This window comes from Streptomyces sp. AK08-02 (assembly GCF_033795085.1).
Classification (GTDB): Bacteria; Actinomycetota; Actinomycetes; order Streptomycetales; family Streptomycetaceae; genus Streptomyces; species Streptomyces echiniscabiei.
This window is the reverse complement of sequence record NZ_JARAZV010000003.1, coordinates 79640-105137: the sequence shown is the minus strand read 5'-3', so window position 1 is coordinate 105137 and position 25498 is coordinate 79640. Positions and strand designations below refer to the sequence as shown.

Sequence of the window (25498 nt, the reverse complement as noted above, 5' to 3'; positions counted from 1 at the left end):
GGCGCGGGGCGCGCCCGCCCTCATCGGGCCCGCTCAGGCAGTTGTCCCCAGTCCCCGGCGGATCGCCAGTTCCACCGGGGAGTACGTACCATCCGTACGTTCCAGTTCGTAGGGCACCGCCGGATGCAGTGGCGGTTGGGCCATGAAGCGGGGGCGGGTGCCGTGGTGCGGTTGCGCCGCGTGGACCAGGAAGGGGTGACAGAGGTACACGTCACCGGGGCTCCCCGTCGCGTATGCCAACGGCCGGTGTGCCGAGGCCGCCACCAGCTCCGGGGCGATCTCCAGCCCCGAGACGCCCTCTTCCCCGTACGGCTCCAGCAGCGGGGGTACGTCCAGATGGGAACCCACCCGGATGCGGGTCGGTGCGTCCGCCTCGCCGACCTCGGTGAACAGGAACAGCATCAGCAGGGACCGGTCCCGGGAGCGGAGGTTCGTGTACGGCCAGGTCGCGCCCTCGGGAAAGTAGCTCCCCTCGATGTGCCAGCCCGCGTCCTCGGGTTCCTCCTCGTGCGGGAACCGCAGCGGAAAGGTTCCCAGCGAATAGCGTGACGCCCAGCGGCCCTCGCCCACCAGCGCGTCGAACGCCTCATGCAGCACAGGGGTGTTGACCGCGGCGGCGAACGGGCCCTGCGCCATGTCCGACACCCAGTGCACGGGCTTGGTCCAGGTGCCCGGGTCGTCCGGATCGCACCCCGTCTCCCGCCACAGCATCCGTGCGCAGTGCTCGGCGACCCGCGACGGGAAAGCGCCCTCGATCTTCACGAACCCGTCTTCGAGGAAGCGCTCCACAAGCTCATCGTCCATCCGGACATCGTGGGGGAGCGGGGCTGCCCCACGCATCCGGTTTTTGCCGAGCCGGCCGGAGAGGGGATTTCTGTTTGCCGTAACGGCAACAGAACTGGCCGGTTCGGCGAGGGCGGAGCAGGCTGGTGCCAACGACAACGGGAGGCCCGCACACCATGGCCCAGCAGCACCGGCACGATCATGACCACGACCAGGCGCCCACCCCCACCCCCACACCCACCCACAACCACAACCACAACCACAACCACGACGACATCGACTTCGCCACGATGATCCCGCACCTGGAGGGGCAGGCCGAACTGTTCGCGCCCCTCTACGCCGACGCCCTGGCCTGGCTGTCCGGGCAGCAGCCCGAACCGGGGCTGATCGTCGACGCGGGCAGCGGCCCCGGCATCATCTCGGGCTTCTTCGCCACGGCGTTCCCCGAGGCGCGTATCGTCGCGGCCGACAGTTCGGCGCCGCTCCTGGAACGGGCCCGCGAGAACGCCGAACGACTCGGCACCACCGACCGCTTCAGCACTGTGCTGGCCGAACTCCCCGATGGACTCGGCGAGTTGGAGTATCCAGCCGACCTGGTGTGGTCGAGCAGGGCCGTGCACCACGTCGGTGACCAGCGCGCCGCGCTCACCGCGCTCGCCGCCGTGCTCGCGCCGGGTGGCACGCTCGCCGTGCTGGAGGGTGGTCTCCCCGAGCGCAACCTGCCGCGTGACCTCGGCTTCGGGCGCCCCGGCCTGGAGGCGCGGCTCGATGTGATCGAGCAGTTCTGGTTCAGTGAGATGCGGACCTCCCTGGTCGGCCATGTACGCGAGACGGAGGACTGGCCTGCCCTCCTCACCGCCGCCGGCCTGCGCCCCTCCGGCACTCGTTCCTTCCTCCTCGATCTGCCCGCACCGGTCACGGACGAGGCCCGCGCCTATGTGATCGGTGTCTTCGACCGGCGCCGCACGATGTTCGCGAAGGAGCTCGACGCCGAGGACCGCGCCACCCTCGACCGCCTCCTCGACCCCGACGACAAGGCAGGCCTGCACCACCGCCCCGACATCTTCGTCCTGGCCACGCACACGCTGTACACGGGATGCAAACCGCAGACGTAGCCGCGCCCGCCCCGGGCTTGACTTCGAGGGCGCTTCAACTGATGGACTCCCCGCTGTTCACGGACGCGCATGGCACACGCGCCGCACGGACAGGGCATACCCGTTCCACATACAGGGGGTAGACATCATGACCGACTCACCGAACTCAGCCGGCTCACCCGTAGCGCTCGTCACCGGTGGCGCCAGCGGAATCGGCGCGGCCGTCGCACGGCAGTTGCTCGCCGCCGGCCACCGGGTCACCGTCACCGGCCGGGGCAAGGAGCGACTGACCGGTTTCGCCGAGGAACTCGGGCACCCCCAGGGCCTGTTGACGATTCCCGGGAACGCGGCCGAGTACGACGACGTGCGCGCCGCCGTCGAGACGACCCTGAAGGAGTTCGGGCGGCTGGACACAGTCGTCGCCAACGCCGGTTTCGCGACCCACGACACGGTCGCCGACGGCGACCCGGCGGGCTGGCCGGAGATGGTGCTGACCAACGTCCTCGGACCCGCGCTGCTCATCAGGGCCTCGATCGACGCACTGAAGGAGACCCGGGGCCGGATCGTGCTGGTCGGCAGCGTCGCCGGGTTCGTGCACGGGCCGGGCAACATCTACGGGGCGACCAAGTGGGCGGTGACCGGCCTCGCCGAGAACACCCGCCGCCAGGTCACGGAGTTCGGCGTCGGCGTGACGCTGGTGGCCCCCGGGCGAGTCGAGACCCCCTTCTGGGACAGCTACGGCAGCCTGCCCCCGGGTCATCTGCTGACGGCCGACCAGCTGGCCGACTCGATCGTCTGGGCGATCCGGCAGCCGGAGGGGGTCGACGTCAACACGGTCGTCGTACGTCCGATCGGTCAGCCCAACTGACGTAGAAGCAGGGTGAGTTGTCCCGGTCCGGGGGTTCGGTGTCGCGTACTTGTACGCGACACCGAACCCCCGGACTCCCCTTCCCCCCGGCTCAGTTGTCGCGTCAGTTGTTGCGGATGAACTGCTTGGCCAGCTGGTCGCCCAGGGAGACCGCGGCGCTGTGGCTCTCTATGGGCGACACCTGCGAGTTCTTGAACAGGATGTACGTCACGCCGGAGTCCGTGCCGCCGGTCTCGGGGTCGGGGTCGATGCCGAGGGCCTGAGCGGTGGCGTACGACGCCTCGCCGATGATCTTCGTGGGGCCGGTGTCACCGACGACCGCGTACTCGACCTTGTTGTTGTAGATCACGGCGACCACGCCACCGCCCTTGATGCCGGCGCCGGAGTAGTTCCAGATGCCGCTGGAGCTGGGCACGACGACGTACGGCAGGGAATCGGCCTTGAGTGGCTTGCCGTTGGACTGATGGAACGCCGTGTCGTCCTGGTACCACGGGTCGGTGTCCTCGTTGCACTTCGACGTGCGCTGGCCGTCGCAGTCGACGTCCATGTCGGCCTTCCAGAACACGGCGCCGTTCTTGCCGCACACGGGGACCGACGCCGAGGTCTCGTCGTCGGTCCTGTACTTGCCGTTGGAGAGCTGGGAGCAGGAGGTCACCTTGGCGAGCAGGTCGGCCGCGCTGACCGAGCCCTCCCTGGTGGACACCGGGCGGGCCGCGCCGGAGGCGTACGAGGGGAGCGCGGCGGTGGCGAGCAGGGCCGCACCGGCGGCCGCGGTCAGGGTCAGTGTTCGAGAGCGCACTGTGGGGAGACCCTTCTGTTAGGAAAGTTTCCTTACCGAGTGGGCTCCAAAATGGACCTGCCAGCATGCCCGCGTCAACCCCGTCGACCGGGGTTCGCCGCGGCCCTGGTGTCTTCGTCCCGCCGGGAGTGGGGCTCCGCGCCGTCGGTCGGGGTGACGTCCCGGCCGTACCGAAAACCTGCCCACGGCTGCACGGCTGCACGGCTGCGTGACGTCGTGACGTCATGAGGTCGTGCATTCACGACCGCGTGACGGTCGCGAACTCGCGCCGGGGCAAGCCAAACGCCCCGGCACCGCGACCGGAGTCGGCGCGGGCCAGGGCGTTGGTGTGACTGTTCGGCGTGGCTGTCCGGCCGGTGTCAGCCCGACTCGAACGTGGCGGGGTCAGGACCCAGTCGGCGGCCCTCGTTCAGCGCGCTGATCGCCGCGAGGTCCTCCGTGTCCAGGCTGAAGTCGAAGACCTCGATGTTCTCCTTGATCCGGGACGGCGTCACGGACTTGGGGATCACCACGTTGTCCAGCTGCAGATGCCAGCGCAGGACGACCTGGGCCGGCGTGCGGCCGTGCTTCTGGGCGATGGCCACGATCGCCGGGACCTCCAGCAGGCCCTTGCCGGAGCCGAGCGGGGACCAGGCCTCCGTGGCGATGCCGTGCTCCGCGTGGTACTCGCGGGACTCGTGCTGCTGAAGATGCGGGTGCAGCTCGATCTGGTTGACGGCCGGGATGACCGACGTCTCGGCGAGGAGCCGGTCGAGGTGCTCCGGAAGGAAGTTGGAGACACCGATGGACCGGGCTCGGCCGTCCGCGGCGAGCTTCTCGAACGCCTTGTACGTGTCGACGAACCTGCCCTTGGCCGGCTGCGGCCAGTGGATCAGATACAGGTCCACGTACTCCAGGCCGAGCTTCTCCAGGGAGGTGTCGAAGGCGCGGAGGGTGGTGTCGTACCCCTGGTCGCCGTTCCAGAGCTTGGTGGTGACGAAGAGGTCCTCGCGGGGAACGTCGGACGCGGCGATGGCCTTGCCGGTGCCCTCTTCGTTGCCGTAGATCGCCGCTGTGTCGATGCTGCGGTACCCGGCCTCCAGTGCGGTGGTGACCGCCCGCTCGGCCTCGTCGTCCGGCACCTGCCAGACGCCGAAGCCCAGCTGGGGCATCTCGACGCCGTTGTTCAGAATGATCGGGGGGACCTTGCTGCTCACGAGCTCTCGATCCTTCAGTCGTCGGGTGGGGACTCCCATCGTACGATCACGAGCCGCGCCGCATCCCGGGCCGCGTTCCGAGCGCGTCCTGGGCCGTCTCCGTCGCCGGGGGACCCGTGCGAACTGACCGATGAGTCAGTCCCGGAAACGAGATTGGCCAAAATGCATCCGAGGTCATCGGTCCGGACCATTGACCGCAGCCCGTCATACCGCGACGCTGTATGGCGCCGCCGGACGAGGTGCTGAATTCTGTTCGGCTATGTGAATGACCTGTTGGCCTGGGCTTTCCCTCCCCCACCCGTCCGGAAAGCAGGCGTACGCCCTTGGGTGAGTCTGTGGTGCCTTCCGCCTCGATGAAGGGGCTCTATTTGCAAGACATCCGATGAAAGGTCCGACAAAGCCCCTGAATCCCATCGAAGGGGATGAACATGAGACACCGGCGTCTGTCCACGGCCCTCACGTCCGTCGCACTCACCGCCGTCACCCTGTCCGCCCTCCCCGCGGCCGTTCCGCAACCGGCCGTGGCCGCGAGCGGTCGGCCCGCACCCCGCCCGGCCGCGGACCCCGACCGGTCCCTGGCTGTCGTCGACTCCACCATGGCCCGCTACACGCCGAGCGCCATCGGCGGCTGGTCCTACCCGGTCGGCCTCTACCTCTACGGCCAGTACCTGGTCTACCGGCGCACCCACGACGCCCGCCAACTCGCCTACATCAAGGACTACGTCGACCGCTTCGTGAAGAGCGACGGCTCCATCGACCAGGCCTTCAACAGCCTCGACAGCATGCAGGCCGGCCGGCTTCTGGTGATCCTCCACCACGAGACCGGCCAGGACCGCTACCGCACGGCGGCCCGGAAGATCCGCGACCGCCTGAACACCTACCCGCGCACGGGTGACGGAGGTTTCTGGCACGCGGACACCGCGAGCCGTGCCCATCAACTCTGGGCGGACGGCGTCTACATGGTGAATCCGTTCCTTGTCGAGTACGGCAAGGAGTTCGGCGACAGCGCGTACGCGAACGACGAGGCCGCGAAGCAACTCGCCGTCTACGGCGGTCATCTGCAGGTCGCGAACGGGCTGCTCAGGCACGCCTACGACGAGTCGAAGAGCGTGGGTTGGGCCGATCCGGGGACCGGGCTCGCTCCCGAGCACTGGTGCCGTGCCGTCGGCTGGTACTCCATGGCCGTCGTCAACGTCCTCGACGCGATTCCCGCGAACCATCCACGCCGTCCACAACTCATCGCCATCGCGCGCAAGTTGGCGGCCGGTCTGGAGCGGTACCAGGACCCGGCGACCGGACGCTGGTTCCAGGTGATCGACAAGGGCGGAGAGAGTGGCAACTGGACCGAGACGTCCTGCTCCAGCATGTTCACCTACGCCCTCTCACGAGGTGCCCAACGCGGTTATCTCGACCCGCACTTCAAGGCGGTCGCCCGGCGTGGCCACGAGGGCGTCCTCGCGAAGCTCTCGACCGGCGCGGACGGCCGGACCGAACTCGCCGACATCTCCGTCGGTACGAACGTCGGCGACTACGCGTACTACGTCGCCCGCACCCGGGCCACCAACGACTTCCACGGTCTGGGTGCCTTCCTGATCATGAACGAACAACTGCGAGGTGATTAGTGTCATGAGCACGTCTAGAAGGACCCTGCTGGGTGCCGCCCTCGGCGGGGCCGCCGGAGCTGCCGTCGGTCTGCCGACCGCCACCACCGCCCACGCCGCCTCCTGGCAGCAGAAGTGGGCCCCGTCGGCGAGCGCCGACGGCCTCGACGCCTTCGAGACCATCGAGGACGACCGCGCCGACTCCCACCCCGCCGCACACCCGCACATCTACGCCACCGGCAACAACTGGCGCTTCAACATGCACACCGTCGACCGCGACACCTCGACCGACCGCCAGCGACAGGAGGTCACGGGCCTGCGCAACGGAAGCGGCGGCAACTACCTCAAGTGGACCGAGGGGCAGACCTGGCGGGTCACCTACTCGATGTACATCCCGAGCTCGCTGAAGGCGACCACCACCTTCACCCACATCATGCAGATGAAGCAGCCGGGCAACGGCACCTCGCCACTCGTCGTCCAGTCGCTGCGGCGGGTGAACGGCGTGCAGACCATCGAACTCAAGCTGGCCATCGACGACATCCTGATCGGCCGCACGAACCTGGACCCGCTGCACGACAAATGGACCGACGTCGACTTCCAGATCAAGGTCGGCAACGGGTCGGCGGGCACGGTCCGCTGGATCCTCAAGTCCGGCGGCTCGACCGTGATCGACGCCTCGAAGACCGGCGTCGACACCTTCCTGGCCGACCGCGTGCGACCCAAGTGGGGCATCTACCGCTCCCTCGGCGACACCTCCGGATCCCTGCAGGACACCTACATGCTGCTCACCAGCCTCCGTGGCTACCAGCTCGGTTGAGGAGTCGCCTCCATGAAACCCCCCACCGTTTCCCCGCGCGGGGCAGGGGCGATCGTCCTGTTCGTCCTCGCCGCCGTCCTCGGACTCACCCAGCCCGGCGCCCTCGCTGCACCGCACCCCGTCCCGGCCCCCGCTCCGTACTCCGCCTCGCGCGCGGCAGCCGTCAACCTCGTCGACGCCGTGAAGGACGTCGATGCGGCGGGTCCGGCGGTGCGACCGCTCGACCTGGACAACCCTCGCCAGGACTTCCTCCGGGCCTCCACCGGCGGCCTCTTCCTGCACTGGGGTCTGCGCACCGCACCCGCCCACACCAGCTGCTCCGCCTGGGAGAACGACGTCACGAACGGCGGCTGGACGCCCGGCTACTGGGTGCGGGAGGCGCAGAAACTGCACACGCAGTACCTCGTCCTCGCCACCTTCCACAGCCGCCTGGGCTATGCCCGCCCCTGGCCGTCGAAGATCCCGGGCTCCTGCTCCACCAAGCGGGACTTCGTCGGCGAGCTGATCACCGCCGCGAAGGCCAAGGGGCTGAAGGTCATCCTCTACATGACCGACGACCCCCAGTGGCACGCCGAGGGCGGCCATGAGTGGCTCGACTCGGCGGCGTACTCGGCTCACAAGGGCGCGAACGTCGACCTCACCACCCGTGAGGGTTTCGGGCAGTTCGGCTACGACAACTTCTTCGAGGTCATGGACCGCTATCCCGACCTCGGGGGCTTCTGGATCGACAACGACAACGCGTACTGGGAGAGCCACAACCTCTACGCGCAGATCCAGCAGAAGCGGCCCGGTTACACGCTCAGCAACAACAACGAGGACACGCCGATCATGGACATGATCAGCAATGAGCAGAAGACGGGAATGTCGCCCGTATACGACTACCCGCAGGCTGTATACACCGCACAACCCCGCCTGACCGAGGCGGACTTCAAGCTCCCCTCGTCCGGCGCCTGGTGGTACGACGGCTCCGACCCCGCCGTCGACCGTAAGCTCACCCTCGGCCGGCTCGTCACCAACGCCGGCTCCTCGGTGAAGGCACTCATGGCGGAGACCGCCCAGGTCGACGGCACCTTCCCGGCCAACCAGGCCTCCTTCAACACCTTCGTGGACTCCTACCTCGACCCTATCCGGGAGTCCCTGCACGGCACCGAGGGTGGCGGCTACCTGTACGGAGGTCTGAAACCCGGCTTCTGGAACGACGGGGCGCACGGTGTCACCACGGTCGCCAAGGCCGACCCGAACCGCCAGTACGTGCATGTGCTGACCCCGCCCAGCACCAGCGTGCTGCGCGTCCGGGACAACGGCTACCGCGTCGCCGCCGTCACCGACCTCCGTACCGGAGCGGCGGTCTCCTGGTCGCAGTCGGGCGGCGTACTCACGCTGAGCGGCCTCGGCGGCTGGGACCCGTACGACACCGTCTTCAAGGTCACCACGGCCGGACGGCAGGGCATCCTCTCCGGCCTCAAGGTGAGCGCGAGCGCGTCGGCGAGCGGCCACGCGGGCTCCGCCGCCGGCGACGGCGACCACCTCACCTACTGGGACAGCGACAAGACCCTGCCCGTCGACCTCACCTTCGACCTCGGCTCGGCGAAGCAGGTGCGGTACGCCGGGCTCAACCAGCGCGAGGACTCCGTCGCCTACGCCCGCTCGGACACCGAGCAGTCGGCGCGGATCAAGGACTACAAGGTGTTCGTCAGCGACGACGGCTCTACCTGGGGCAACGCGGTGAAGACCGGCCAACTGGCGAGCAGGCGCGGGATACAGGGGATCGACCTCACGGCCGTCAGCGCCCGCTACGTCCGCCTCGAAGTCGACACCACCTGGGCAGCCGCCACCGACACCACCCGCTACAAGCGCCTGCGCGTCGACGAGGCGTGGATCGGCACCTCATACGCGACTCCGGGGAACGGGGGACAGTCATGACGGGTATCACCCGCGTCCGATCGCTGGTCGTGGTGGTGATCGGGCTGCTGATCGCCTCGGCGATCCCGCTGCTGGCCACCGCCCGCCCGGCGGCCGCCTCCGACAACGGCCAGTCGGTCCGGCCCGCCATGGGCTGGAGCAGCTGGAGCTTCGTACGCCGCACACCGACCGAGGCGAAGATGAGGGCACAGGCCGACGCGCTGGTGTCCAGCGGTCTGAAGGACCACGGCTATGTGTACGTCAACCTCGACGACTTCTGGCAGAAGTGCGACGACAACGGCTTCGTCGTCGACTCGGTCGGCCGGTGGACCGTCGACTCGGCGAAGTTCCCCGGCGGCATCAAGGCGCTGGCCGACTACATCCACTCCAAGGGCCTGAAGTTCGGCTTCTACGTCACACCCGGCATCGCCAAGAACGCCGTGCTGAAGAACACCCCGATCGAGGGCACGTCATACCACGCCAAGGACATCGCCGACACGTCGAAGACCGAGAAGAACTACAACTGCAAGAACATGTACTACATCGACTACGGGAAGCCGGGCGCACAGGAGTTCGTGAACTCGTGGGCACGGCAGTTCGCCTCCTGGGGAGTCGACTACCTGAAGATCGACGGCGTGGGCGGTCAGGACATCCCCGACGTCCAGGCCTGGGACAAGGCTCTGCGTGCCAGCGGACGGCCCATCAACTACGCGCTGTCCAACAACCTTCCGATCGCGGACGCCGCCACCTGGCGGCAGCTCGCCAACAGCTGGCGCACCCAGGGCGACGTGGAGTGCTACTGCGGACCCGGCGCCAACGGCAGCGGCTATCCGCTGACCGACTGGTCCCATGTCTCCTCCCGGTTCAACACCGCCGCGTCCTGGCAGCCGCACGCCGGACCCGGCGGCTGGAACGACCTGGACTCCCTGGAGATCGGCAACGGTGACCAGGTGGGGCTGACCGCCGACCAGCGGCGCTCGCACTTCACCCTCTGGGCGATGGCGGCGTCCCCGCTGCTGCTCGGCACCGACCTCACCGCACTCGACTCCGTCGACAAGGCGATGCTGGCCAATGACCGGCTGATCGCCGTCGACCAGGACGGGGTGGCCGCGAAACGGGTTGTGAACAGTGGTGTCAGGCAGGTCTTCAGTAAACGGGAGAACAACGGCGACTACGTGGTGGCGCTGTTCAACACCGGTACGTCCGGCAACAGCACGGTCGGTGTGAACTGGTCGCAGGTGGGCTTCACCGGATCCGGCGATGTCACGGACCTCTGGTCGGGCTCGCACAAGGGCGTGATCGCGGACTCGTACAGCGCGACGCTGCGGCCGGGTGAAACACGGCTGATCCGTGTGAAGCCGGTTAACAACGTGAACGTTTCTGCACCGGCGGCGGCAGCAGAGGCGGCACCGGCAACAGCAGAGGCGGCGTCCCCCGGCCTGGCCGTCGCCCCCTACGAGTACCTCGGCTGGGGCAGTCCCCAGAACCCGACAGCCGTCATGTCGGCGACCGGCGTCAAGTGGTTCACACTCGCGTTCGTCCTCTCCGACGGCACCTGCAACCCGAAGTGGGACGGCACGCGCCCGCTGACCGGCGGCAACGACCAGTCGAAGATCGACGCGATCAGGTCCGCGGGCGGCGACGTGGTCGTGTCCGTCGGCGGCTGGAGCGGGAACAAGCTGGGCGAGAAGTGCTCCAGTGCCGCCGCGCTCGCCGGCGCCTACCAGAAGGTGATCAACGCCTACCGGCTCAAGGTGCTCGACATCGACATCGAGAACACCGAGTGGTCCAACGCGACCGTGCGGCAGCGCGTGGTGGACGCGCTGAAGACGGTGAAGGCGAACAACCCCGGCCTCAAGACGATCATCACCTTCGGCACGACCACCAGCGGCCCCGACGCCACCGGCGTCGACATGATCAAGCGAGCCGCGAACTCCGGCCTGGCGAACGACGTGTGGTGCGTCATGCCGTTCGACTTCGGCGGCGGCGCCACGAACATGGGCAGCCTGACCACCCAGGCCATGGAGGGACTCAAGGCCCGAGTGAAGGCGGCGTACGGCTACACCGACGCGACCGCGTACGCCCACATCGGCCTGTCCTCGATGAACGGCAAGACGGACGACTCCGGTGAACGCGTCCGCGTCGCCGACTTCAGAACGATGCTCGCCTACGCCCAGGAGCACCACATCGGCCGCCTCACCTACTGGTCGGTCAACCGCGACCGCCCGTGCGCTTCCGGCACCGACGGCGACGCCTGCAGCGGCGTGACACAGCAGCCGTACGACTACCTCAAGGTCTTTGCCCAGTACACGGGTTGAGAGGACAGCCATGAAACCCAGCAGAGCACTTCCGTGGGGGCTGTCACTGGCCCTCGCCGTCCCGCTCGTCGGCCTGGCGGGCTCCGCCGCGCGGGCCGCCACCGACTACCAGGCCGAGGACGCCACCGTCGTACAGGGCGCGGTGGCCTCCAACCACACCGGCTACACGGGCATCGGCTTCGTCGACTACACCAACGTCACCGGCTCGTACGTGGAGTTCACGGTGAGCGCCGCCTCCCCCGGAACCTCCTCGGTCGTCCTGCGGTACGCCAACGGCACCGCCGTCGACCGCCCGATGGACATCTCCGTAGGCGGCACCGTGGTCGCCGCCGGCGTGTCCTTCCCGGCCACCGCCGACTGGAACACCTGGGTCAACAAGACCGTCAACGTCCCGCTGGCCGCGGGCTCCAACAAGATCCGCGCGACCGCCACCACCGCGGGCGGCGGTCCCAACCTCGACCGCGTGAGCGTCGCGGCGGCGGCCGACACCCAGGCCCCGACCCGTCCCGGGCAGCCGAGTTGCGCGGACATCGGCGAGAACGGACTCACCCTGGCCTGGGGCGCCTCGACCGACAACGCGGGCGTGACGGCGTACGACCTCTACGAGCACGGCAACAAGATCGGTGAGGCGTCCGGGAGTTCGACCTCGAAGGCGCTGACCGGTCTGACGCCCGCCACCACCTACAACCTGACCGTCATCGCCCGTGACGCGGCCGGCAACACCTCCGCCGCCAGCCCCGTCGTCGACTGCACCACCAAGCCGAGCTCCGACACCACCCCGCCGACCAGGCCCGGCACCCTCTCGGCCGCCAACGTCACCGCGAACAGCGCCGAGTTGACCTGGGGCGCCTCGACGGACAACCGGGCGGTCGTCGCGTACGACGTGCGCAGCGGCTCCACCGTCTACAAGTCCGTCACCACCGGCACCTCGACCACCCTCACCGGCCTCGCCTGCGACAGCCCGTACGCACTGAACGTCGTCGCGCGCGACGCGGCCGGGAACGTCTCCGAGCAGAGCAACACGGTCGGACTCACGACCAAGGCCTGCGCCACCGACGGCGGCGTCCCGTCCTCCGTCTCCACGCTGTCCACGGGCTGGACGATCCCGTGGGGCACGTACTGGATGCCCGACAGCCAGACCGCCCTGGTCACCCAGCGGGACGACTTCGGGGTCTGGAAACTCGCCAAGGACGGGACCCGCACCAAGGTCGGCACCGTCCCCGAGGCCGTCACCACCAACGGTGAGGGTGGACTGCTGGGCGTCGCCGTCGACCCGAAATGGGCGACCACCCACTTCGTCTATTTCATGCACACCGCGTCCGAGGGCAACCGCGTCGTCCGCATGACGTACGACGGGACGAAGCTCGGCGACTACAAGGTCCTCCTCCAGGGCATCAAGAAGAACCGCTACCACAACGGCGGTCGCCTCGCCTTCGGCCCCGACGGCTATCTGTACGTCTCCACCGGGGAGGCCCAGACACCCGACCTCGCGCAGGACAAGAACTCCCTCAACGGCAAGATCCTGCGCATGACGACCGACGGGAAAGCGGCTCCCGGCAACCCGTTCGGCAACTACGTCTACAGCCTCGGCCACCGCAACCCGCAGGGCCTCGCCTTCGACCGCAACGGCCGGTTGTGGGAAGCGGAGTTCGGCAACAGCTCCAAGGACGAGCTGAACCTGATCAAGCCGGGTGCCAACTACGGCTGGCCCACCTGTGAGGGCACCTGCGACGTCTCCGGGATGACCAATCCCAAGGCGACCTGGAACGTCTCCGACGCCTCGCCCAGCGGTATCGCCATCGTCCGCAACGTCGTCTACATGGCGTCCCTGCGCGGCGAGCGGCTGTGGCGCATCCCGATCAACGGCGACAACGAGAGCGTGGGCACGCCGACCGCGTACTACGTCGGGACCTACGGCCGGCTGCGCACGGTCACCAAGGTGCCGGGCGCGGACCAGCTGTGGCTGTCCACCACCAACAGCGACAACAACGGAGGGGAGCCGGCCGGGTCCGACAAGATCTTCCGCGTGAACATCACCTAGTCCCGGCAGGAGCAGGCCCGACAGGAGGTCAGGCCCGGTACAGGGCCTCGACCTCCTTCGCGTACGCGTCCTCGATCGCCTTGCGTTTCAGTTTCAGGGACGGCGTCAGCAGACCGTGTTCCTCGGTGAACGGCTGGGCCAGGATGCGGAACGTACGGATCGACTCGGCCTTGGAGACCAGGGTGTTCGCGGCGACCACGGCGCGTCGCACCTCCTTCTCCAGGTCCGGGTCGCGGACCAGTTCCGTCGAGGTCAGCTGCGGTTTGTCGCGCATGGTCAGCCAGTGCTCGACGGCCTCCCGGTCCAGGGTGACCAGGGCCGCGATGTACGGCCGGTCGTTGCCGACCACGATGCACTGGGCAACCAGGGGATGGTCCCGGACGCGTTCCTCCAGGCCTCCCGGGGCGACGCTCTTGCCGCCCGACGTCACCAGGATCTCCTTCTTGCGGCCGGTGATCGTGAGGAAGCCGTCCTCGTCGAGGGAGCCCAGATCGCCGGTGGCCAGCCAGCCGTCGTGCAGGGTCGCGTCCGTCGCCTTCTGGTTGTTCAGATAGCCCTGGAAGACGTTGTCGCCGCGCAGCCAGATCTCGCCGTCGTCCGCGATGTGCACCGTCATACCGGGGATGGGCTGGCCGACCGTGCCGTAACGGGTGCGCTCCGGCGGGTTCGCGGTGGCCGCCGCCGTCGTCTCCGTCAGGCCGTAGCCCTCGTAGATGTGCACGCCCGCGCCCGCGAAGAACAGCCCGAGCCGCCGGTCCATGCCCGAACCGCCGGTCATCGCCTGCCGTACGCGTCCGCCCATCGCGGCCCGGATCTTGGAGTACACGAGCTTCTCGAAGAGCTGGTGCTGCATCCGCAGGCCCGCCGACGGGCCGGGGCCCACGTCCCAGGCCTTCTCCTCCATCGCCTCCGCGTAGCGCACCGCGACCTCGACGGCCTTCTCGAAGGGGCCGGATCTGCCCTCCCGTTCGGCCTTGCGACGGGCGGCGCCGAAGACCTTCTCGAAGATGTACGGCACGCCGAGGAAGAACGTCGGCCGGAACGCGGCGAGGTCGGGCAGCAGGGCCGCCGCGTTGAGCTGCGGCTGGTGACCGAAACGCACCCCGCCGCGGATCGCGGCCACCTGCACCATCCGGCCGAAGACATGTGCGAGGGGGAGGAAGAGCAGGGTCGCCGCCTCGTCGCCCTTCTTGGAGTGGAACACCGGTTCCCACCGCTCGATGACGGTGTCCGCCTCGAACATGAAGTTCGCGTGGGTGATGACACAGCCCTTGGGGCGGCCCGTGGTGCCGGAGGTGTAGATGATCGTCGCGGTCGACTCGGGGGTGACCGCGAGCCGGTGCCGGTGCACCGTGTCGTCGTCGAGGTGCGCGCCGGCCTCGTACAGCTCCTGCACGGCGCCGACGTCGAGCTGCCACAACTGGCGCAGCTGAGGAAGCCGGTCGATGACGGTGGCGATGGTCATCGCGTGGTCCTCGTGCTCCACCATCGCCGCCGTGACCTCGGCGTCGTACAGCATCCAGAAGACCTGCTCCGCCGAGGACGTCGAGTAGACCGGCACCACCTGGGCGCCGATCGTCCACAGCGCGTAGTCGAAGAGCGTCCACTCGTAGCGCGTGCGGGACATGATCGCGACCCGGTCCCCGAACCGGATGCCCCGCGCGAGCAGGCCCTTGGCGAGGGCGAGGACCTCGTCGCGGAACTCGCCCGCGGTCACGTCCCGCCACTGGCCCGCCTCGTCCTTTCGGCCGAGCGCGACACGCAGGGGGTCTTCCTGGGCATGTTCGAACACCACGTCGGCCAGTCCGCCCACGGGCGGCGCCAACGCCAACGGAGGGTTGGTGAATTCGCGCAAACCCGCTCCTAGTGACGCCTTGCACAGCGCCGTGAAAACTACCCCACGGCCTCATACCGCGGGAGGGGGTACGAAACCGGGCGGTGCTGTGCTTGTGCGCCGGCGTGGGCGGAAAATTGTGTCTGTATGGGTAGGGGACGGACAGATCCGCCTCCGTCGACGGATGACCAGGTCCCTGTATCTCCACCGAATCCGACCGACCCGCTCACCGCCCGTGCCAGGGCTCTTGGGACTCTCTTTAAGGTCTCGAAGAACCCGCGGGCGACCGCTCGCCCACTCTCACTGCGTTCCGGACGTCGATTTCGTCACGCCTGTTCCGTCAGCGCCGGTGCAGCCGGTCCCCGCTCGTCAGGATCGCCGCCGCCAGCGCGTCCGCCGCGCCCTGGGCCGACGTACGGCGTTGGCCGTGGACCAGGACGAAGTCGACCTGGCCCAGTTCCGGCAGCCCGGCGCGGTCGGGCACGCGGACCAGGCCGGGCGGGATCATGCCGCGTGAGTGGGCCATCACGCCGAGGCCCGCCCGGGCCGCCGCGATCAGACCGTTGAGGCTGCCGCTGGTGCACACGACGCGCCACGCCCGGCCCTGCCGCTCCAGCGCCTCCATGGCGAGGGCACGGGTGATGCCCGGTGGCGGGTACACGATCAGCGGCACCGGACGGTCGGCCTCCAGGCGCAGCCGCTGCGCGCCGATCCACACCAGCTCGTCGTGCCAGACCGGCTCACCACGCGGATCCTCGGGGCGCCGCTTGGCCAGAACGAGATCCAGTTTCCCGGCGGCCAGCTGCTCGTGCAGGGTGCCCGACAGCTCGACCGTCAGCTCCACACCGACCTCGGGATGGTCGCTGCGAAATGCCTCCAGGATCTCCGGCAGCCGGGTCAGCACGAAGTCCTCGGACGCGCCGAACCGCAGTCGGCCACGCAGCCGCGTGCCCGTGAAGAACGCCGTCGCCTGCTCGTGCACCTCCAGGATGCGGCGGGCGAAGCCGAGCATCGCCTCGCCGTCCTCGGTCAGCTCCACCGAGTGCGTGTCCCGGGAGAACAGCTGCCGTCCGGCCGCGTCCTCCAGGCGCCGCACATGCTGGCTGACCGTGGACTGGCGCAGCCCGAGCCGACGCGCGGCCTGCGTGAAACTGAGCGTCTGGGCCACCGTCAGGAAGGTCCGCAGATGAGAGGGGTCGTACACGTCTCCACGCTACCTCGTTATCGCGAAACACGATGACAGTCAGAGCGGTGTACGGGATTCCCGATCACGAGGCGGAGGAGGACGATGGAAAGGGCACGACCGTCCCTGAACCTGAGTAGTGGAGCACCGTGAAACGCCTGAAGTGGCCGAGTTGGATGCCGATCGACCCCTACATCCTGCTGTTGCTCGGGACGGTGGGCCTCGCGGCGCTCCTCCCGGCACGCGGGACGGGCGCCGACGTCGCCTCGGGTGCCTCCACGGCCGCCATCGCCTTCCTCTTCTTCCTCTACGGCGCCCGCCTCTCCACCCGCGAGGCGCTGGCCGGCCTGAAACACTGGCGCCTGCACGGCACGGTTCTCGCCTGTACGTTCGTCGTCTTCCCGCTGCTCGGCCTGGCCGCCCGTGGACTCGAACCGGTGTTCCTGACCCACGACCTCTACACCGGCCTGCTCTTCCTCACCCTTGTCCCGTCCACGATCCAGTCGTCGATAGCCTTCACCTCGATGGCCCGGGGCAACGTGCCCGCCGCGATCTGCGCCGGCTCCTTCTCCTCCCTCGTCGGCATCGTCGTCACCCCGCTGCTCGCGGCCACGCTGCTCGGCAGCACCGGCGGCGGCTTCTCGCTCGACTCGCTCGTCGACATCGTGCTCCAGCTGCTGGTCCCGTTCGTCGCCGGGCAGGTGCTCCGGCGCTGGATCGGGGCGTTCGTCACCCGGCACAAGAAGGTGCTCGGGCTGGTGGACCGCGGTTCGATCCTCCTCGTCGTCTACACCGCGTTCAGCGAGGGCGTGGTCGAGGGCATCTGGCACCAGGTCGGCCCGGGCCGGCTGGCCGGACTCATGGTCGTCGAGGCCGTTCTGCTCGCGGTGATGCTGGCGCTCACCTGGTACGGCGGCAAGGCGCTCGGCTTCGGCCGCGAGGACCGGATCACGATCCAGTTCGCCGGTTCGAAGAAGTCCCTGGCGGCCGGACTGCCCATGGCGAGCGTCCTGTTCGGGACCCAGGCCGCGCTGGCCGTACTGCCGCTGATGCTCTTCCACCAGATGCAGCTGATGGTGTGCGCGGTGATCGCCAAACGCCGGTCGCGGGACCCGGCGACCACCGACGAGACGGCCACCGAGCAGGAACCGGCGGCCCCGCCCCGCGTGACGGCAACGACACGTTCCGCCTGAGCAGCGGGCCGGGGGGCGCCCCGTAGGGGGCGCGGGGAACTGCGCGACCGGCCCGCACCGGCCCGCGGGAAACGATGCAGCTGTCGCGGGGAGCGGCTCGTGTTCACCTGGTCCAGCCGACGTGTTCCGGCTGAGCCGCGGGCCGGGGGCGCCCCGTAGGGGGCGCGGGGAACTGCGCGACCGGCCCCCACCGGCCCGCGGGAAACGATGCACCTATCGCGGGGAGCGGCTCGTGTTCACCTGGTCCAGCCGACGTGTTCCGGCTGAGCCGCGGGCCGGGGGCGCCCCGTAGGGGGCGCGGGGAACTGCGCGACCGGCCCCCACCGCCCCGCGGCGAACGATTCACCTACCGCGCGGAGCGACCGGTGCTCACCTCGTCCATCGGCAGCCACAGCACTGTACTGCTCGTGGCCGCCGCCTCGTCCACCGTCGCCGTCATGGAGGCCGCGGACAGTTCCGCGTTGTCCAACGCCCGGTCCCAGACCCGGACATCGTCGATCGCGCCGCTGAAGTGCTGCAGGCTGTCCACCCGTTGCCCGACGTGCACCCCGAACACCGAGTTGCGGCTGACCGACCCGGTGACGTCCGCGACGCTGACCGCCGTACCGTCGACGAAGAGGGTGAACTGGCCGCCGCCACGACGCAGGGCCGCGAAGTGCCACTGGCCGTCGTTGTAGGTACCCACGGAGGTCGCCGAAGCCGTCCTGACGGCCGACGCGCCGTCCCGGACGGTCATCAGGCCCCGGACCCGGTTGCTCGCAGGTTCGGCCCGCAGCCAGACCTGCGGCTGGGTGGAGCCGACCCCGCCCATCCACAGAAGCGGCCGGTCACCCGATGTCGCCGTGGTCCGGAACCAGAGAGCCACCGTGAAGTCCTTGGTGCCCAGCGGCAGACGGTCGCTGTACGGGAGGCGCACCGCGTCGTCCACGCCGTCGAACTCCAGCGCGCCCCCGCCGAACACCCCGGTGGTCTGCGTGGCACCGCCGAGAACCGCGGCCGGACGGGCGCCGGGGGCCAGGTCACGGGTGGTCGGGTCCGGGCCGCGCGCGGGCGTCAGCCAGTCCTCGGTGAAGCGGGCGAAGCGGATCTCGTCGCGTGCGTCGACGGTGCCGCCCTCGTACATCAGGCCCACCGTCTCACTGTCGATCTTGACCAGGTCGGAGTAGCCCGACCAGTCCCGCGAGACGACCGTGCCCCGGTCCACGCTGTCCCAGGTGCGCCCGCCGTCGTAGGAGGAGCGGATCATCATCGTCCGGCGCCGGTCGGGATCGCCCGGGCAGGCCAGCAGCACACGGGCGCCGAAGCCCACGGTGGAGCACTGGACCTGGGGCGCGTAGAGATCCGGGAGGGCGTGGAACGGGGTGAGGAAGCTGCTGCCGCCGTCCGCGCTGAAGGCCTGGGTGCGGTGTCCGAGATCGGTACCGTCCTGTTCGCGCCCGCTGACCAGGATCACCCCGTCCGAGCGCTCGGTGAGCGTCACCTCGGACGGCTTCTGCCGGAAGGTGCCGTCCGCCGCGATCGGCCAGGTGTCCGTGGCCCCGACCTTCCAGTGGTCGCCGCCGTCGTCGCTGATGATCAGCGCGGCATGGTTGGCGGTGATCCGACTGCCGTCCCACGTCTCGGTGTTGACGCCGAAGACGAGCCGGCCCGCGTTCTCGCCCCGGGTGAGCTGGATGCCGTGCACGGGGCCCGTCGCATACCAGGAGTTGTACTCGGGGGGCATGATCTCGGCGCTCAGATCGCGCGGCTCGGACCAGCTCAGTCCGTCGTCGTCGCTGTACTGCAGATGGGGAGTGCGGTCGCACGGCACCGGGCAGTTCCCGCCGCCCCGGCCGGTGTTCCAGCTCTCCGCGAGGAGGATGCGGCCGGTCTCCCGGTCCACGATGGGCGCCGGGTTGCCATGGGTGTCGACCCCGCCGTCGTCGACCACCTGCACCGGGCCCCAGGTGCGCCCGTCGTCGGTCGACCGCTTGACGACGATATCGATGTCACCGGCGTCCCCGCAGTTGTCCTTCCGCCCCTCGGCGAACGCCAGCAGCGTGCCCTTCAGGGTCCGGACGATCGCGGGGATCCGGTAGCAGGCGTAACCGGGGTCCTGGGAGGCCCGGAAGAGCACCTGCTGCTCGAACGTGGCCGTGGGGGTGGCCTGTTCGGCGCCTGCGGGGCTCGGCATCGCGAGCAGCAGAGCGGCCGTGGTGAACACGGCCGTGAGGGTGTATCTGAGACGTGCGCGAAGACTTGACGGCATGTACGGCCCTGCCCTTCAACGTCTGGACTTCATGCGTCTGGACTTCAGAGTTCGTGACGTGGGAGTTCGTGACTTCAGAGGTCTGGACATCTGAACAATCGGGCATCCGAAAATCTGGACATCCTACGTCCAACGTGCGCGCATCAGACGGTAGTTGGATGCTCAGCCGCCCCACAAGAACCGTGTGTCAGGGGATCAGGACAACCTTGCCGAGGTTGGTCCGGGACTCGATGACCCGGTGTGCTCCGGCCGCGTCCGCCAGCGCGAACTCCCCGTGCACCACCGGTCGTACGGTTCCTTCGGTGAACAGCCGCCACAGCTCGCGGCGCCACCGCTCGTACAACTCGGGTCGCTCGCGGGCTATTCGGCGCAGCTGGAAGCCGGTGACGGTCGTTGAACCCACCAGCAGGTCGTACGCCCGGACGGTCCCGCCGCCCGAGCTGTACGCGACGAGCCGCCCGCCGGGCGCGAGGGCGGCGAGCGCCGGGGTGAGCAGCGCCCCGCCGACCGCGTCGAGGACGTAGTCCACGGGTGCGGACCGGTCGCCGCGGTCCATCCGGTCGTACGTGACGACCTCGTCGGCTCCGAGCGAGCGCACGAAGTCGGCCTTGGCGGGGTCGGAGACCGCGCCGACCACCCGGGACGCGCCGCGCGTCCGCGCGAGCTGCACCGCGAGATGTCCGACTCCGCTCGCAGCCCCTGTGATCAGCGCCGTTTCGCCCGTCGAGGGGCGGGCGGCGGACAGCGCGCCGAGGGCGACCAGCCCGCTGCGGACGAGCGCGACCGCGGCCACCGGGGAGGCGTCGTCGGGGACGGGGGAGGCCATGGCCTCCCGGAGCACCGCGAAGTCGGCGTAGGCGTGGCCGAAACAGAGCCCGGTCACGCGCTCGCCCCGTCGGAAACCGGTCACCCCGGCGCCCACCGCCACGACCTCACCGGCGATCTCGCCGCCCAGCGGGACCGGCTCGTCGGCCTCGGTCACCTTGCGGACGGCGGGAAGGGTGACGCCGACCGCCTCGCAGCGGACGAGGAGCTCACCGGGCCCGGGTTCCGGCAGGGGGGCCTCCTCCAGGAACAGGGGACCACCTGTGTGCCCGTACCGAACGCGCCGCATCCGCACCTCTTACCTCGCACGTGGAGAAACCGTTGGGAGCCCCAACGATAAACGTATAACCATTGGGAGGTCCAATGATTATTGGTTAGTCTTTCCGCATGTCTGTCGAACTTCGCTCCATACGTGTCCTCCCCAGCTGGATCCTGGGGAGGGCCGCCGACCGCGGACGGGCACTGGTCGCCGCCGCGCTGGCGGACGAGGGGCTGAAGATGTGGCATCACGTGGTGCTCTCCGCCGTCGCGGAGGTGGGCCCGGTCGCGCAGGCCGAACTGGTGCGCGGGGTGGGGCTCGACGCCAAGGACATGGTCGGCGTGCTCAACGACCTTCAGGGCGCCTCACTGGTCGTGCGCACGCCCGATCCGCGCGACCGGCGCAAGAACGCGGTGACGGTCACGTCGGAGGGGCGAAAACTGCTGGCCCGCTGCGAGCGGGCCGCACGCAGGGCCAACGACGAACTGCTGGCGCCGCTCACCGGAGTGGAACGCGAACTGTTCCTGGGCCTGCTCACCAGGGTCTCGGGCACGCGTTAGCGGCCGGCGGCCCGATGGGCAGAAGCGGGGCCCCACCGGCGCAGGGGGCGCTCCCCGCCGTTCGGGACCCCGCCGCCGTGCCGCGGGGAAGCCGTTCAGCCCTGGGAGGCCGCGGCCCGCAGAGCGATACGGTCCTCGCCCGCGTACACGTTCATGTTGGCGCCCCGGAGGAACCCCACCAGGGTCAGCCCCGACTCGGCCGCCAGGTCGACGGCGAGCGACGAGGGCGCCGAGACGGCCGCCAGCACCGGGATCCCGGCCATGACCGCCTTCTGAGCCAGTTCGAACGACGCCCGGCCGGAGACCAGCAGGATCACGCGGGACAGTGGCAGGTCGCCGTTCTGCAGGGCCCGGCCGACCAGTTTGTCGACCGCGTTGTGCCGGCCCACGTCCTCACGGATGTCGAGCAGTTCGCCCTCCTCCGTGAACAGGGCCGCCGCGTGCAGGCCCCCGGTCCGGTCGAACACTCGCTGGGATGCCCGGAGCCGGTCGGGGAGGCTCGCGAGCAGTTCGGGGGTCACCCGGACCGGGGGAGTATCGGCGCCGTCGTCGATCGCCCAGCGCGCCGTCGTACGGACCGCGTCCAGGCTGGCCTTTCCGCACAGGCCGCACGAGGACGTCGTGTACACGTTCCGCTCCAGCGTGATGTCGGGCAGCACCACGTCCGGAGCCGTCCGCACATCCACCACGTTGTACGTGTTCGAGCCGTCCGTGGTGGCCCCCGCGCAGTACACGATGTTCTGGAGTTCGCGCCGCTCGGCGAGCACGCCCTCGCTCACCAGGAAGCCGGCGGCGAGCGCGAAGTCGTCGCCCGGTGTCCGCATGGTGATGGCGATCGGCTTGCCGTTCAGCCGGATCTCCATGGGTTCCTCGGCGACGAGCGTGTCCGGCCGGGTGGAGATCACCCCGTCCCGGATCCGGATCACCCTGCGCCGTTCGGTGACTCGTCCCATGTCCTGATCAGCCCCGGTTCTGTACGTGCTGGTAGGTGACCTTCTCGTTCTCATTGTCCTGCACGCGCGAGGTGGCGCCGCGGGCCGTGGAATTCCGCCACCGCGAGGGAACGGGTTGACGACATATTGTCTACAGTATGGGAGTCGACTCGGCAAGAGGTGTGCCCCTGGTCGGCTGCGGCCCTGTGGCCGGGAAGCGGAGAAATGGTGGCCGGGAAGGCGCGCTCAGGGTGGCCGGGGGCACCGTTCGTCCGGTCCGAACGACCGTTCGGCGCAGTGCGGATACCGTTCACCGCATACGGTCGGCGAGTTCGACCGGCCGCCTTCCCAACCGTGCGGCCGGTTCCTATCGTCCGGGATCATGAGTCCCCCCATAGCGCCGCCCGGCTGGAGCCGCTGGCTCGTTCCTCCGGCCGCACTCTCGGTCCACCTGTCCATCGGCCAGGCCTACGCCTGGAGCGTCTTCAAGCCGCCGCTGGAATCCGCACTCGGCCTCAGCGGCACCCAGAGCGCGCTGCCCTTCCAGCTCGGCATAGTGATGCTCGGCCTGTCCGCCGCGTTCGGCGGCACGCTCGTCGAGCGCAACGGACCGCGCTGGGCCATGACCGTCGCCCTGGTCTGCTTCTCCTCCGGCTTCCTGCTCGCCTCGCTCGGCGCCGCCACCGAGCAGTACTGGCTGATCGTCTTCGGCTACGGCTTCGTCGGCGGCATCGGCCTGGGCATCGGCTACATCTCGCCCGTCTCCACCCTCATCAAGTGGTTCCCCGACCGGCCCGGCATGGCCACCGGCATCGCGATCATGGGCTTCGGCGGCGGCGCGCTCATCGCCTCGCCGTGGTCGGCGCAGATGCTGGAGTCGTTCGGTTCCGACAGCTCCGGGATCGCGCTGGCCTTCCTCGTGCACGGACTGGCGTACGCGGCGTTCATGTCACTCGGCGTGCTCCTGGTCCGCGTGCCGCGCGGCGAGAAGCCCGCCGCCGACGGGTCGAGCGGGCCGAGCGCCCTCACGGGCGTCCAGGTCTCCGCGCGCAGCGCCGTGCGGACCCCGCAGTTCTGGTGCCTGTGGGTCGTCCTCTGCATGAACGTGACCGCGGGCATCGGCATCCTGGAGAAGGCCGCGCCGATGATCAAGGACTTCTTCGCGGACAGCTCCACTCCGGTCTCGGTGTCGGCGGCGGCCGGCTTCGTCGCGCTGCTCTCGGCGGCCAACATGGCGGGCCGGATCGGCTGGTCGTCCACCTCCGACCTGATCGGCCGCAAGAACATCTACCGCGTCTATCTCGGCGTCGGGGCACTGATGTACGCGTCGATAGCCTGGTTCGGGGACTCCTCCAAGCCACTGTTCATCCTGTGCGCCCTGGTGATCCTCTCCTTCTACGGCGGCGGATTCGCCACCATCCCCGCCTATCTGAAGGACCTCTTCGGGACCTACCAGGTCGGCGCGATCCACGGACGGCTGCTCACCGCCTGGTCCACGGCCGGGGTACTCGGCCCGTTGATCGTCAACTGGATCGCGGACCGCCAGGAGGAGGCCGGCAAACACGGCTCGGCGCTCTACGGGACATCGTTCGCCATCATGATCGGACTGCTCGCCGTCGGCTTCGTCGCCAACGAACTCGTCCGCCCCGTCGATCCCCGTCACCACGTGCCCGCGCCGAAGGAGGCCGCCGATGTCCAGCGAGAACAGTCCGTCTGAGAACGCGGGCCCGACGGACCGCCGGCCCCTGATCGCCTTCGCCTGGCTGTGGGTGGGCCTGCCGCTCTGTTACGGCGTCTACGAACTGGTGCAGAAGGCGACACAGCTGTTCACCGGGTAGGTGTTCGGACCCGGGGGAGTCTGATGGAAGCCGACAACCCGGCCGCGTTAATCCTGTGGCATCGCGTGCCGTCGTACTGGTGAGTCACTGATCAGACTGGAGGATCCCGCTACCGCAAAGCAGCAAAGGGGACCCGCCCATGAACGGCTCGCGCATCGCCGCCGTCGGTCACTACCAGCCCGCCAAGGTACTCACGAACGAGGACCTGGCGGGTCTGGTCGACACCAACGACGAGTGGATCAGAAGCCGGGTGGGCATCCGTACGCGCCACATCGCCGGGCCCGACGAGCCCGTGGACGAGCTGGCCGCGCACGCCGCGGCCAAGGCGCTCGCCGCGGCGGGCCTGGCCGCCAGCGAGATCGACCTCGTCCTCGTCGCGACTTCCACCGCCGTCGACCGCTCGCCGAACATGGCCGCCCGGGTGGCGAACCGCCTCGGCATCCCCTCGGCGGCCACGATGGACCTCAACGTGGTGTGCGCCGGCTTCACCCACGCCCTGGCCACTGCCGACCACGCGGTACGGGCCGGGGGATCGGTACGGGCCCTCGTCATCGGCGCCGACAAGATGTCAGCGGTGACGGACTGGACCGACCGCACGACCTGCGTACTCGTCGGGGACGGGGCGGGCGCCGCCGTCGTCGAGGCCTGCCCGCCCGCCGCCGCGGACGCGCCGGGACCCGCGGGTATCGGGCCCGTGCTGTGGGGCTCGGTGCCGGAGATGGGGCACGCGGTACGGATCGAGGGCACGCCCCCGCGTTTCGCACAGGAGGGCCAGAGCGTCTACCGCTGGGCCACCACCCAGCTGCCGCGCATCGCCCGCCAGGCGTGCGAGCGCGCCGGTCTCGCCCCCGAGGACCTCGCAGCCGTCGTCCTGCACCAGGCCAACCTGCGCATCATCGAGCCGCTGGCGGCGAAGATCGGCGCGGTGAACGCCGTCGTGGCCCGCGATGTCGTCGAGTCCGGCAACACCTCGGCCGCCAGCATTCCGCTGGCCTTCTCCAAACTGGTCGAGCGCGGCGAGATCTCCACCGGCGACCCCGTCCTTCTGTTCGGTTTCGGAGGCAACCTCTCGTACGCCGGGCAGGTCGTCCGCTGCCCGTGACGATTCCGGCTCCGGAAGGTGTTCGCCGAACACTCACGGTGCCTCGGCGCCCCCTCTTTGTCCTCTCAATGGAAGAAGTCGGCCTCAATCTGTGCTCGACTTCTT

General features: G+C 69.3%; 20 protein-coding genes. 12 read left to right on the top strand and 8 right to left on the bottom strand.

The window, feature by feature from the left end; translation table 11 throughout:
- Positions 1-33: 33 nt before the first annotated feature.
- Entirely contained in the window at positions 34-804 is a 771-nt protein-coding gene (locus PV734_RS06850; protein WP_319288933.1) for a phytanoyl-CoA dioxygenase family protein, read from the bottom strand.
- 155 nt (positions 805-959) lie between these two features.
- On the opposite strand from PV734_RS06850, the gene PV734_RS06845 reads away from it, so the two are divergent.
- Together PV734_RS06845 and PV734_RS06840 are read left to right on the top strand one after the other, a co-directional pair.
- Positions 960-1898, top strand: coding sequence for a class I SAM-dependent methyltransferase (locus PV734_RS06845; RefSeq protein ID WP_319094706.1), 939 nt, complete (start codon positions 960-962; stop codon positions 1896-1898).
- A 127-nt stretch (positions 1899-2025) separates the two neighbouring features.
- Positions 2026-2745 (top strand): SDR family oxidoreductase, encoded by a 720-nt coding sequence (locus PV734_RS06840; RefSeq protein ID WP_319094707.1) that lies wholly within the window; start codon positions 2026-2028, stop codon positions 2743-2745.
- A gap of 103 nt (positions 2746-2848) precedes the next feature.
- Here the strand turns inward: PV734_RS06840 and PV734_RS06835 are convergent, their stop codons facing one another.
- Complete coding sequence (locus tag PV734_RS06835) at positions 2849-3544, bottom strand: glycoside hydrolase family 75 protein (RefSeq protein ID WP_319288932.1); 696 nt, start codon at positions 3542-3544, stop codon at positions 2849-2851.
- A gap of 359 nt (positions 3545-3903) precedes the next feature.
- Positions 3904-4740, bottom strand: a complete 837-nt coding sequence (locus PV734_RS06830) for an aldo/keto reductase (RefSeq protein WP_319094709.1) — start codon at positions 4738-4740, stop codon at positions 3904-3906.
- Positions 4741-5168: 428 nt separating this feature from the next.
- On the opposite strand from PV734_RS06830, the gene PV734_RS06825 reads away from it, so the two are divergent.
- Genes PV734_RS06825 through PV734_RS06805 form a run of 5 tightly spaced genes read left to right on the top strand, consistent with a single transcriptional unit; the run spans position 5169 to position 13419 of the window.
- The gene (locus PV734_RS06825; RefSeq protein WP_319288931.1) at positions 5169-6362 is read left to right on the top strand and encodes a glycoside hydrolase family 88 protein; all 1194 of its coding nucleotides are present in this window, start codon (positions 5169-5171) and stop codon (positions 6360-6362) included.
- Between the two features lie 4 nt (positions 6363-6366).
- The gene (locus tag PV734_RS06820; protein WP_319288930.1) at positions 6367-7158 is read left to right on the top strand and encodes a Tat pathway signal sequence domain protein; all 792 of its coding nucleotides are present in this window, start codon (positions 6367-6369) and stop codon (positions 7156-7158) included.
- Between the two features lie 12 nt (positions 7159-7170).
- On the top strand, positions 7171-9081 hold the full coding sequence (locus PV734_RS06815; protein ID WP_319288929.1) for a discoidin domain-containing protein: 1911 nt from the start codon (positions 7171-7173) through the stop codon (positions 9079-9081).
- Positions 9078-11378: an alpha-galactosidase gene (locus tag PV734_RS06810; protein WP_319288928.1), complete on the top strand. Its 2301-nt coding sequence runs from the start codon at positions 9078-9080 to the stop codon at positions 11376-11378. The genes PV734_RS06815 and PV734_RS06810 overlap by 4 nt, the downstream gene beginning before the upstream one ends.
- Positions 11379-11388: 10 nt before the next feature.
- Positions 11389-13419 (top strand): PQQ-dependent sugar dehydrogenase, encoded by a 2031-nt coding sequence (locus PV734_RS06805; protein WP_319288927.1) that lies wholly within the window; start codon positions 11389-11391, stop codon positions 13417-13419.
- 28 nt (positions 13420-13447) lie between these two features.
- Here the strand turns inward: PV734_RS06805 and PV734_RS06800 are convergent, their stop codons facing one another.
- Positions 13448-15274, bottom strand: a complete 1827-nt coding sequence (locus PV734_RS06800; RefSeq protein ID WP_319094716.1) for an AMP-dependent synthetase/ligase — start codon at positions 15272-15274, stop codon at positions 13448-13450.
- A gap of 319 nt (positions 15275-15593) precedes the next feature.
- On the bottom strand, positions 15594-16457 hold the full coding sequence (locus PV734_RS06795) for a LysR substrate-binding domain-containing protein (RefSeq protein WP_319288926.1): 864 nt from the start codon (positions 16455-16457) through the stop codon (positions 15594-15596).
- A 155-nt stretch (positions 16458-16612) separates the two neighbouring features.
- Between PV734_RS06795 and PV734_RS06790 the strand changes: the two genes are divergently transcribed.
- The gene (locus PV734_RS06790) at positions 16613-17629 is read left to right on the top strand and encodes a bile acid:sodium symporter family protein (protein ID WP_319094927.1); all 1017 of its coding nucleotides are present in this window, start codon (positions 16613-16615) and stop codon (positions 17627-17629) included.
- 346 nt (positions 17630-17975) lie between these two features.
- Here the strand turns inward: PV734_RS06790 and PV734_RS06785 are convergent, their stop codons facing one another.
- A complete protein-coding gene (locus tag PV734_RS06785) occupies positions 17976-19877 on the bottom strand; it encodes a sialidase family protein (RefSeq protein ID WP_319094718.1) in 1902 nt (633 codons plus the stop codon).
- 187 nt (positions 19878-20064) lie between these two features.
- Positions 20065-20991: a quinone oxidoreductase family protein gene (locus PV734_RS06780; protein ID WP_319094719.1), complete on the bottom strand. Its 927-nt coding sequence runs from the start codon at positions 20989-20991 to the stop codon at positions 20065-20067.
- 98 nt (positions 20992-21089) lie between these two features.
- Here PV734_RS06780 and PV734_RS06775 point away from each other — a divergent pair, with 98 nt between their 5' ends.
- Positions 21090-21521, top strand: a complete 432-nt coding sequence (locus tag PV734_RS06775; protein ID WP_319094721.1) for a MarR family winged helix-turn-helix transcriptional regulator — start codon at positions 21090-21092, stop codon at positions 21519-21521.
- Between the two features lie 95 nt (positions 21522-21616).
- Here the strand turns inward: PV734_RS06775 and fdhD are convergent, their stop codons facing one another.
- On the bottom strand, positions 21617-22474 hold the full coding sequence (gene fdhD, locus PV734_RS06770) for a formate dehydrogenase accessory sulfurtransferase FdhD (RefSeq protein WP_319094722.1): 858 nt from the start codon (positions 22472-22474) through the stop codon (positions 21617-21619).
- A gap of 361 nt (positions 22475-22835) precedes the next feature.
- Here fdhD and PV734_RS06765 point away from each other — a divergent pair, with 361 nt between their 5' ends.
- From PV734_RS06765 to PV734_RS06755, 3 genes are all read left to right on the top strand, one after another.
- Positions 22836-24170 carry an OFA family MFS transporter gene (locus PV734_RS06765; protein ID WP_319094723.1) on the top strand — a complete coding sequence of 445 codons (1335 nt, stop codon included), beginning with the start codon at positions 22836-22838 and terminating at the stop codon, positions 24168-24170.
- Positions 24145-24291 (top strand): MFS transporter small subunit, encoded by a 147-nt coding sequence (locus tag PV734_RS06760; RefSeq protein ID WP_319094724.1) that lies wholly within the window; start codon positions 24145-24147, stop codon positions 24289-24291. Before PV734_RS06765 ends, PV734_RS06760 begins: the two co-directional genes overlap by 26 nt.
- Before the next feature lie 139 nt (positions 24292-24430).
- Positions 24431-25393, top strand: coding sequence for a beta-ketoacyl-ACP synthase III (locus PV734_RS06755; protein WP_319094725.1), 963 nt, complete (start codon positions 24431-24433; stop codon positions 25391-25393).
- Positions 25394-25498 lie beyond the last annotated feature (105 nt).